The 9,925-nt window shown below is 63.6% G+C and carries 9 protein-coding genes; 7 read left to right on the forward strand and 2 right to left on the reverse strand.

The features are described from left to right. From EN893_RS07415 to EN893_RS07445, 7 genes are all read left to right on the forward strand, one after another. On the forward strand, nt 1–156 hold a 156-nt coding region (locus EN893_RS07415; protein ID WP_164900752.1), incomplete at its 5' end, for a peptidoglycan-binding domain-containing protein. A 262-nt stretch (nt 157–418) separates the two neighbouring features. Further along, the gene (locus tag EN893_RS07420; protein WP_127267906.1) at nt 419–2,062 is read left to right on the forward strand and encodes an ABC transporter substrate-binding protein; all 1,644 of its coding nucleotides are present in this window, start codon (nt 419–421) and stop codon (nt 2,060–2,062) included. Between the two features lie 18 nt (nt 2,063–2,080). After that, a complete protein-coding gene (locus EN893_RS07425; RefSeq protein WP_128361461.1) occupies nt 2,081–3,148 on the forward strand; it encodes an ABC transporter permease in 1,068 nt (355 codons plus the stop codon). After that, the gene (nikC, locus tag EN893_RS07430) at nt 3,145–4,065 is read left to right on the forward strand and encodes a nickel transporter permease (RefSeq protein ID WP_127267904.1); all 921 of its coding nucleotides are present in this window, start codon (nt 3,145–3,147) and stop codon (nt 4,063–4,065) included. Before EN893_RS07425 ends, nikC begins: the two co-directional genes overlap by 4 nt. After that, entirely contained in the window at nt 4,062–4,907 is an 846-nt protein-coding gene (locus EN893_RS07435) for an ABC transporter ATP-binding protein (RefSeq protein ID WP_128361462.1), read from the forward strand. Before nikC ends, EN893_RS07435 begins: the two co-directional genes overlap by 4 nt. Continuing rightward, entirely contained in the window at nt 4,904–5,653 is a 750-nt protein-coding gene (locus tag EN893_RS07440) for an ABC transporter ATP-binding protein (RefSeq protein ID WP_127267902.1), read from the forward strand. Before EN893_RS07435 ends, EN893_RS07440 begins: the two co-directional genes overlap by 4 nt. 46 nt (nt 5,654–5,699) lie before the next feature. Next, nucleotides 5,700–6,038, forward strand: coding sequence for a hypothetical protein (locus EN893_RS07445; RefSeq protein ID WP_127267901.1), 339 nt, complete (start codon nt 5,700–5,702; stop codon nt 6,036–6,038). A 12-nt stretch (nt 6,039–6,050) separates the two neighbouring features. Here the strand turns inward: EN893_RS07445 and EN893_RS07450 are convergent, their stop codons facing one another. After that, nucleotides 6,051–9,146, reverse strand: a complete 3,096-nt coding sequence (locus EN893_RS07450) for an efflux RND transporter permease subunit (protein WP_128361463.1) — start codon at nt 9,144–9,146, stop codon at nt 6,051–6,053. Further along, a partial coding sequence (locus EN893_RS07455) for an efflux RND transporter periplasmic adaptor subunit (RefSeq protein ID WP_128361464.1) occupies nt 9,143–9,925 on the reverse strand: 783 nt, incomplete at its 5' end. The genes EN893_RS07450 and EN893_RS07455, both read right to left, overlap by 4 nt.

Genomic DNA, 9,925 nt, shown 5'->3' on the forward strand with positions numbered 1-9,925 from the left:
CTGCAGCGGTCGCTGGAAGCCAAGGGCTATGATGTCGGCAGCGCCGATGGCCTGCCCGGCTTCAAGACCCGCCGTTCGATCGGCACGTGGCAAGCCAAGAACGGCCGCGCCGCCACCTGCTTCCCTGACGCCGACCTGGTCGCGGCGCTGAAGTAGCCGCGACATTCGCCAGATTTTCCCCGATCGGCAGCCTCTATTGGCTGGCTTGTGCGTCGGCATCCCGCCGGCCTTTCTGGCCCATTGAGCCGTCGCACAAATGCTCGTTGCCCGCCACCAGGCTGCCGGATATGGTGTTGACCAACTGGACAAAAACCGCAACGGTAGGAGATCCGTGGGCCCCTCTCCAGGCCCGAAAAAAATTCCACAACCCTGAGCCGGGAACTCAGGTCAACAAACAACAAAACAGGGAACAATCACGATGATGATGGAAAAGTTTGCTCTACGCTCTCGCTTCCTGCTTGCGGGTGCAGCCATGTCCGCACTGCTTCTGGCCGGCGCGCCCGCCGGTGCGGTCACGCCCGCCGACACGCTGGTCGAAGGTTTCGCGATCGACGACATCATCTCCATGGATCCGGGCGAGGCGTTCGAGTTGTCGACCGCCGAGGTCACCGGCAATACCTATGATCTGCTGGTCCGTCTCGACCTCAGCGACACCTCCAAGGTCAAGGGCGACCTCGCCGAAAGCTGGACCGTCTCCGACGATGGGCTGACCTACACCTTCAAGCTCAAGCCCGGCCTCAAATTCGCCTCCGGCAATCCGATCACCGCGGCCGACGTCGCCTGGTCGTTCGAACGCGCCGTCAAGCTCGACAAGAGCCCGGCCTTCATCATCGGCCAATTCGGCATCAGCGGCGACAACGTCGCCGAGAAGGCCAAGGCGGTCGACGAGACCACTTTCCAGTTCACCGTCGACAAGGCTTATGCCCCGAGCTTCGTCCTGAACTGCCTGTCGGCAACGGTCGCTTCGGTGGTCGACGCCAAGCTGGTCAAGGAACATGTCGCGGCGGTCACGCCGAGCGCCGACTACAAATGGGACAATGATTTCGGCAATGCCTGGCTGAAGACCGGCTATGCCGGCTCCGGCGTCTTCAAGCTGCGCGAATGGCGCGCCAATGAGGCAGTCGTTCTCGAGCGCAACGACAATTACCATGGCGAAAAGGCCAAGCTTGCCCGCGTCATCTATCGCAACATGAAGGAAAGCTCGGGCCAGCGCCTGGCGCTCGAAGCCGGCGACATCGACGTTGCCCGCAATCTCGAGCCGAACGATCTCGACGCCATCGCCAAGAACGCCGATCTCACGACCACCAGCGCGCCGAAGGGCACCGTCTACTACATCAGCCTCAACCAGAAGAACCCGAACCTTGCCAAGCCGGAGGTCCGCCAGGCCTTCAAATATCTGGTCGACTATGATGCCTTGAGTTCCACCATCCTCAAGGGCATAGGCGAAATCCACCAGACCTTCCTGCCCAAGGGTGTGCTCGGCGAATTGGATGAGAATCCGTTCAAGCTCGATGTCGCCAAGGCCAAGGAATTGCTGGCCAAGGCCGGCCTGCCCGACGGCTTCAGCGTAACCATGGACGTACGCACCGGCCAGCCGACGACCGGCATGGCGGAATCGATCCAGCAGACGCTTGGCCAGGCCGGCATCAAGCTCGAGATCATCCCGGGCGACGGCAAGCAGACGCTGACCAAATATCGCGCCCGCAACCACGACATCTATATCGGCCAGTGGGGCCAGGATTATTTCGACCCGAATTCCAACGCCCAGACCTTTGCCTCGAACCCGGACAATTCGGATGCGGGCAAGTCCAAGACGCTGGCCTGGCGCAACGCCTGGGACATTCCGGACCTGACCAAGGAGACGGAAGCAGCACTGCTCGAGAAGGACGCCGGTAAACGCGCTGACATGTACAAGGATCTGCAGAAGAAGATCCTGGACACCAGCCCCTTCGTCGTCATCCACCAGCAGCTGGAAGTGGCCGGCCTGCGCAAGAACCTCAAGGGCTTTGCGCTCGGCCCGAGCTTCGACAGCAATTTCGTCGGACCGGTGTCCAAGGAATAATGCTCGCGGACACGCCGCATGAGCGCGGTTGAAAAAGAAATGGCGGCGGGGCGCGGCAGCGCCCGCGCTGTCGCTATTGCATCATCCTTTGGCCGTTTCCTGGTCATTGCGATCACGACCTATCTTGGTCTGCTCGCGGTCACCTTCTTCATCGGCCGCGTCATTCCGATCGACCCGGTGCTGGCGGTGCTCGGCGACCGGGCGCCGGCCAATGTCGTCGAGCGCACGCGCCGCGAGATGGGCCTCGATCTGCCGTTGATCGAGCAGTTCTACATCTATGTGAAAAATGCCCTGAACGGTAATTTCGGCGTCTCCGTGCTGACCACCAATCCGGTCATGACCGACATTCGCCGGGCGCTGCCGGCCACCACCGAACTGGCGACGCTGGGAACGCTGATCGGGGCGCTGTTCGGCGTGCCGCTCGGCGTGCTGGCGGCGGTCAAGCGCGGCAGTCTCATCGACCAGATCGTGCGCATCATCGGCCTGATCGGCTATTCCGTGCCGATCTTCTGGCTCGGCCTGCGGGCGCTGGTGCTGTTCTATGCCAAGCTGCAATGGGTTGCCTTCCCGGCGCGGCTCGACGTCGTCTACGAGTACACTTTTACGCCGATCACCGGCTTCTATCTCCTCGACTCCGCGATGCAGGGGCAGTGGGACGTGTTTTACGACGCCTTCCGCCACATCATCCTGCCGGCATCGCTGCTCGGCTACTTCTCGCTCGCCTATATCAGCCGCATGACGCGCTCGTTCATGCTCAACGAACTGTCCCAGGAATACATCGTCGCGGCGCGCGCCAAGGGCCTGTCGGAAACCCGCATCATCTGGGGCCACGCGCTGCGCAATGCGGCGGTGCCGATGGTGACGGTGATCGCGCTCTCCTATGCCGGGCTGCTCGAAGGCTCGGTGCTCACCGAAACCGTGTTCTCGTGGCCGGGCATCGGCCTTTACATCACCAATTCGCTGCAGAACGCCGACATGAATGCGGTGCTCGGCGGCACCATCGTCATTGGCTCGGTGTTCATCGCCATCAATCTGCTCTCCGACCTGCTGTATCGGGTGCTCGATCCGAGGACGAAGGTTCAATGAGCGCCGACACCATCCAGAGTCGTCGCGACTGGCTGCTCAGCGAGCGGCCGGCCTCGCGCATGCAGGCAAGGCTCGGCCGCGCCTATGTGGCGTGGCGGCGCTTTTCCGCCAACCGGCTGGCCTTTCTCGGCCTGCTCATCATCATTGCCTTGCTGGCCGTCGCCGCCCTTGCCGGCGTGCTGGCGCCCTATTCTCCGACGTTCGGCGACCTGAAGAACGCGCGCCTGCTGGCGCCGAGCGCCGAGCATTGGTTCGGCACCGACGATCTCGGCCGCGATATCCTGTCGCGCATCCTCTACGGCTCGCGCTGGACGCTCTATGTGGTCATCCTGGTGGCCATCATCGCGGCACCGATCGGCCTCTTGGTCGGCACGGTGGCCGGCTATGCCGGCGGCTGGACCGATGCCATCCTGATGCGCATCACCGACATCTTCCTCGCCTTTCCCAAGCTGATCCTGGCGCTGGCCTTTGTCGCAGCACTGGGCCCCGGCATTGAGAATGCGGTGCTGGCCATCGCCATCACCTCATGGCCGCCCTACGCCCGTATCGCGCGCGCCGAGACGCTGACGGTGCGCAATTCCGATTACATCAAGGCGGTGCAGCTGATGGGCGCCTCGCCCTTCCGCATCGTGCTGCGCCATATCATGCCGCTTTGCATTTCGTCCCTGATCGTCAGGGTGACGCTCGACATGGCCGGCATCATCCTGACCGCCGCCGGGCTCGGTTTCCTCGGCCTCGGCGCGCAGCCGCCGCTGCCCGAATGGGGCACGATGATCGCGTCCGGTCGCCGCTTCGTGCTCGACCAATGGTGGGTGGCTGGTGCGCCGGGCTTCGCCATCCTCATTGTCAGCCTCGGCTTCAATCTGCTCGGCGACGGCCTGCGCGACGCGCTCGACCCTCGCAGTGGTGACCAATGAGCAGGGAAACGAAGACGCTTCTCGACGTCGACGACCTGCGCGTCACTTTCCCGACCCGCACCGGGCTGATCGAGGCGGTGCGCGGCGTCTCCTTTTCGCTCGGTCGCGAACGGCTCGGCATCGTCGGCGAATCCGGCTCCGGCAAATCGCAGACCGGCCGCGCCATTATGGGGCTGACGCCGCCGCAGGCGCGGATATCGGCCAACAAGCTCGCCTTCGACGGCATCGACCTGCTCAGCGTCTCGCCACGCGAACGCCGGAAGCTGCGCGGCAAGCGCATCGCCATGATCCTGCAGGACCCGAAATATTCGCTCGACCCTGTCATGAGCATCGGCCGCCAGATCGTCGAGACGCTGCGCACCCATGAAAAGGTCGGCAAGGCCGAGGCGCGCGACCGCGCATTGGCCATGCTGGAGGCGGTGCAGATCCGTGATCCCTCTCGCGTCTTCAACCTGCATCCGCATGAAGTTTCGGGCGGCATGGGCCAGCGCGCCATGATCGCCATGATGCTGATCGCAGGACCGGAAATGATGATCGCCGACGAACCGACTTCGGAGCTCGACGTAACCGTGCAGCTCGATGTGCTAGGCATCCTCGACAAGCTGGTCAGCGAACGCGGCATGGGGCTGATCTTCATCTCGCACGATCTGCGCCTGGTCTCATCCTTCTGCGACCGCGTCATCGTCATGTATGCCGGCAAGGTGGTCGAGCAGCTCAAGGCGTCCGAACTCGGCCATGCCCAGCATCCCTACACGCGCGGCTTGCTCAATTGCATGCCCAAGATCGGCGCCGACCGCCACCCGCTGCCGGTGCTCGACCGCAAGCCGGAGTGGGCGGCATGACTTCCGCGATTGCCGTCGACAGGCTGGAAGTGATCTTCGACCGTTTTCGCGCGCTGAAGGGTGTCAGCCTCGACGTGCAGCCGGGCGAATCCTTCGGCCTGGTCGGTGAATCCGGCTCCGGCAAATCGACGCTGCTGCGGGCCATCGCCGGCCTTGCGCCGGTCGCATCGGGCAGCATCGTCGTCAACGGCAAGACGCTTGGGACACGCCGCGACAAGGCCTTCTACCGCGAAGTCCAGATGGTCTTCCAGGATCCGTACGGCTCGCTGCACCCGCGCCAGACCGTCGACCGGCTGCTGCAGGAACCGCTTGCCATCCATGGCTTTGCCGACGGCGAAAAGCGCATCCAGCGGGCGCTCGACGAGGTCGGCCTCGGCAACGGTTTTCGGTTCCGCTATTCGCACCAGCTCTCCGGCGGCCAGCGCCAGCGCGTGGCGATCGCCCGTGCGCTGATTCTCGAACCGTCGATCTTGCTGCTCGACGAGCCGACCTCGGCGCTCGATGCCTCGGTGCAGGCGGAAGTGCTCAACCTGTTGGAAGAGGTACGCAGGCGGCGCAAGCTGACCTTCCTGATGGTCAGCCACGACCTCGCCATCATCACCCATATGTGCGAGCGGCTGATGGTGATGCAAAGCGGCGAGGCGGTGGAGAATCTGGCGGCGGCAGACCTTGTCGAACGCCGCGTAACCAAGGATTATACGCGCAATCTGTTGCGGGCCAGCGATGGGTTTGTGAGAACCGCCTGAATTCGTTTTCTCGTTTTGCGTCGAACAACCATCTCGGGGAATTCCTATGGAGGAATGGAAGTTTGCGGATCCGCCCAATCTCGCAGTGTATTCGGACAAGAGCATATTTAAACGTGGCGACTGGATCGCATACGTTGTGCATGAAGATGACGACGACGACAGCTACAACGACGAAGGTGGCACTTGGCAATTCCACAACAGCGAACCCGGACCTGTGGATGACGGCGACATAATGCTCGTCGGCCTGCAAGAGGTGGTGAGGTGGGATCAAACTATCCTGGAGTTGGCCGATTTGCCTAAAGGTTGGCATGCTTGGCGCGCCTCGAAATCATCGCCATGGCGGCGTGCAAAGTCACGTCCCGTACCCTCTAACGACAACGAATGACCCGGCAAAGCCTTAAGTCTGAGCTTGCACCGGTTCGCCGCTCTCCACAGGTGGCTCTTCCTGGGCTTCAGGCTCCTTGATCCTGAACCACGTCACATAAAGCGCCGGCAGGAACAGCAACGTAATCGCCGTGCCGGCAATGATGCCGCCCATCATGGCATAGGCCATCGGGCCCCAGAACACTTCACGTGCGATCGGGATCAGCGCCAGGCTGGCGGCGGCCGCCGTCAGCGCGATCGGGCGCATCCTGTGTTCCGTCGCTTCGATGACAGCGGCCCAGCGGTCCTTGCCGTCCCGGACGAGATCCTCGATCTGCACGATCAGGATGACCGAGTTGCGGATCAGGATGCCGATCAGCGCCAGCACGCCGAGGATGGCGACGAAGCCGAGCGGTGCTCCGCTCGGCACCAGGGCCGCCACCACGCCGATCAGGCCGAGCGGCGCCACGGCCACCACCAGGAACAGGCGCTGGAAACTCTGCAACTGCACCATCAGGATCGTCGCCATGACGAACAGCATCAACGGCACGACGGCGGCGATTGGTCCCTGGCTTTTGGCACTCTCCTCGACCGAGCCGGCGGTGGCGATCGAATAACCCGGCGGCAGCTTGGCGGTGAAGGCATCGACCGACGGCTTCAACTCGTTGACGACGGTGGCCGGCAGCACGTCGCCGACCAGTCCGGCGCGCACGGTGATGGTCGGGATGCGGTCGCGTCGCCACACCGTTGGCTGCTCCAGATCGTAGCGGAAGTTGGCGACGGCCGCGAGCGGGATCGCCTCGCCGGTACTGGTCGGCAGCTGCATGTTCTGCAAGGTTTCGATCGAGCCGCGTTCGGACCCACGCGAGCGCGCCACGACATTGATCAGATAGGTGGCGTCGCGCACCTGCGTGATGGTGGCGCCGCCGACCGTACTGTTCAGCGCGCTGGCGATGTCGGAGGAGGTGATACCGAGCTGGCGTGCCTTGTCCTGCAGCACGTCGACCCTCAGCACACGCTGCGGCTCGTTCCAGTCGAAGGTCGGCGCTGCTAGCTTTGGATTGGCGGAGATGACACCGGCGAATTGCTGCGCCAGTTCGCGCACCGTCTGGATGTCGGGACCGCCGACGCGATATTGCACCGGGCGGCCGACCGGCGGTCCGAGTTCGAGCGGCTTGACGAAGGCGTCGGTGCCGACGAACTCCTCGCGCAGCAGTTTTTCAAGCGCCGGCTTGACCCGGTTGCGGGCCGCGATGCTTTTGGTGACGATGACGGTCTGGCCGAAATAGGGGTTGGCCGGCTGCACGTCATAGGCGAGCACGAAACGCACCGCGCCCTGGCCGATATAGGACGAAAAATGGTCGATGTCGGGATTGCCGACCAGCGCCCGCTGCTCGAACCGCTCCATCTGGTCGCGCGTATCGGCGATCGAGGCATTCTGCGGCAGGTTCCAGTCGACGATCAGCTCCGGCCGGTCCGATGGCGGAAAGAACTGCTGCTGCACCAGCCCGAAGCCGGCGATCGAGCCGGCAAACAAAAGCACTGTGACGATGATGGTCAGCCAGTGATGGCGCACCGAGCCGACAAGCACGCGCCGGAAAAGCGAGGTGAAGCGGCCAGGCTGGTCGTGATGCTTGGTTTTCACCGTCGCCGGCAGGATGGTGACGCCGAGCAGTGGCGCAAACAGCACCGCCACGACCCATGACACCAGCAGCGAAACGGCGATGACCACGAACAGGGTGAAGGTATATTCGCCGGCGGCGCTGTTGTTGAGGCCGATCGGGATGAAGCCGGCGACCGTCACCAGCGTACCGGTCAGCATCGGAAAGGCGGTCGATGTGTAGACATAGGTCGCCGCCTTGCGCAGATTGTCGCCGACCTCCAGCCGCGCCACCATCATCTCGACCGCGATCATCGCGTCGTCGACCAGAAGCCCGAGCGAGATGATCAGCGCCCCCAGGGAAATACGCTGCAGCGAAATGCCGAGATAGGCCATGACCGTGAAGGTGATGGCCAGCACCAGCGGGATCGACAGCGCCACGACGAAGCCGGCGCGCATGCCGAGGCTGATGAACGACACGGCGAGCACGATGGCGACCGCCTCGAACAGCGCGCGCGTAAAGCCCGAGACGGCCTCCTCGACGATGACCGGCTGGTCGGCCACCAGATGCACGCCGACACCGACCGGCAGGTCGGCCAGCACCTTGTCCATCTCCTTGTGCAGCGCCTCGCCGAACTCGAGCAGGTTGGCGTTGGGTTTCATGCCGATGGCGAGCCCGATGGCGTCCTGGCCGTTGAAGCGGAATAGCGCCGTAGGCGGATCGACATAGCCGCGCGTGATCGTCGCCACGTCGCTGAGGCGGAAGAAACGGTCATCGACCCGCAGATTGATGGCGCGCAGGCTGTCCTCGGAGGTGAACTGCCCGCCGACCCGCACGCTGATGCGCTCCGGCCCGGACTGGATGACGCCGGACGGCGTGATCGCGTTCTGCGCCTGCAGGCTCGCCACGATCGCTTGCTGGTTGAGGCCGAGGGCGGCGATCTGGCGGGTCGAGAATTCGAGATAGATCGCCTCGTCCTGGGCGCCGACGAGGTCGACCTTGCCGGCGTTGGGCACGGTCAGGATTTTTGTTCTGGCGTCCTCGACATAGTCGCGCAACTGGCGCGGCGTCAGCCCGTCCGATGTGAAGGCGTAGATGTTGCCATAGACGTCGCCGAAGCTGTCGTTGAAGAAGGGTCCCTGCACCCCCTGCGGAAACTGCGCCGCGATGTCGTTGACCATGTTGCGCACCTGAATCCAGTTCGGCACGACATCGCGTGCTTTGGTGGTGTCCTTCAGGTTGACGAAGATGACGGTCTGGCCGGCCGTGGTGACGGACTTGGTGTAGTCGAGGCTGTCGAGTTCCTCGAGTTTCTTCTCGATACGGTCGGTCACCTGCTGCACGGTTTCCCTGACCGAGGCGCCCGGCCAGTTGGCCTGGATGATCATCGTCTTGATGGTGAAATTGGGGTCTTCTTCACGGCCGAGATTGAGGTAGGAGAACACGCCAGCCACGACGAAGACAAGCATGAAATACCAGACCATGGAGCGGTGGTTGAGCGCCCAGTCGGAGAGATTGAAGCCTTTCATGAGGCCCCTCCCTCGGGCACTGTCACCTTCTGGCCTTCGCTCAGGCTGTGGACGCCCGCCGTGACAACACGCATGCCGGCCTCCAGCCCCTCGGCCACCGTGAAGGTGCCGCCATTCTTCGACGCGACCTTTATGTCGTGTGCGTTCACGCTGGATGTCTGCGGGTCGACGATCCATACTTTCGCGGAACCGTTCTTTTCGAACAGCGCCGACATGGGCAATTCGATCGTCGGTGCCACCTTGGTCACGCGGGTCGCCGTCACCGTCGAGCCGAGCCGGAAGGCCTGTGGCGGATCCGTGAGCGTCAGCTTGACGCGCCGCGTGCGGGTCGAGCCCTCGGATTGCGGTGCGATCTCGCGCAGCTTGGCCCCGGTCTGGATCGTAGGCAGCGACTGCAGGATCACCTGGAAGGGCGTGCCGGCCTCAAGATCACCGGTCAATTGATCGGGAATGTCGACCACCGCCTCGCGCAGGTCCGAACGCGCCACGGTGACGACGGTCTGGCCGGGCGAGACCGTCTGGCCAACTTCGGCGCCGACCGCGGTGACGACACCGTCGAAATCAGAGAACAGCCTGGCATAGCCGAGCTGTTCCTGCGATTTGGCAAGCGAAGCCTTGGCCCGCTCGACACCTGCCTCCGCGGCTTTGCGCGCCTGCTGCGCGGCATCGAAGACAGCTTGCGTGGCGTTGGCCGAGGCGAGCAACTGGCGCTGCCGTTCCTCGCTGGCGGCGGCGTTGGCGAGCTGCGCCTCGGCCAACGCCACGCAAGCTGTCTTCGA

This window comes from Mesorhizobium sp. M7A.F.Ca.CA.004.04.2.1 (genome assembly GCF_004022825.1).
Lineage (GTDB): Bacteria > Pseudomonadota > Alphaproteobacteria > Rhizobiales > Rhizobiaceae > Mesorhizobium.

What these genes read in the sequence shown, in the direction of transcription:
- EN893_RS07420 (WP_127267906.1), top strand. Translation starts at nt 419, where the DNA reads ATGATGATGGAAAAGTTTGCTCTACGCTCTCGCTTCCTGCTTGCGGGT.
- EN893_RS07425 (WP_128361461.1), top strand. Translation starts at nt 2,081, where the DNA reads ATGAGCGCGGTTGAAAAAGAAATGGCGGCGGGGCGCGGCAGCGCCCGC.
- nikC (WP_127267904.1), top strand. Translation starts at nt 3,145, where the DNA reads ATGAGCGCCGACACCATCCAGAGTCGTCGCGACTGGCTGCTCAGCGAG.
- EN893_RS07435 (WP_128361462.1), top strand. Translation starts at nt 4,062, where the DNA reads ATGAGCAGGGAAACGAAGACGCTTCTCGACGTCGACGACCTGCGCGTC.
- EN893_RS07440 (WP_127267902.1), top strand. Translation starts at nt 4,904, where the DNA reads ATGACTTCCGCGATTGCCGTCGACAGGCTGGAAGTGATCTTCGACCGT.
- EN893_RS07445 (WP_127267901.1), top strand. Translation starts at nt 5,700, where the DNA reads ATGGAGGAATGGAAGTTTGCGGATCCGCCCAATCTCGCAGTGTATTCG.
- EN893_RS07450 (WP_128361463.1), bottom strand. Translation starts at nt 9,146, where the DNA reads ATGAAAGGCTTCAATCTCTCCGACTGGGCGCTCAACCACCGCTCCATG.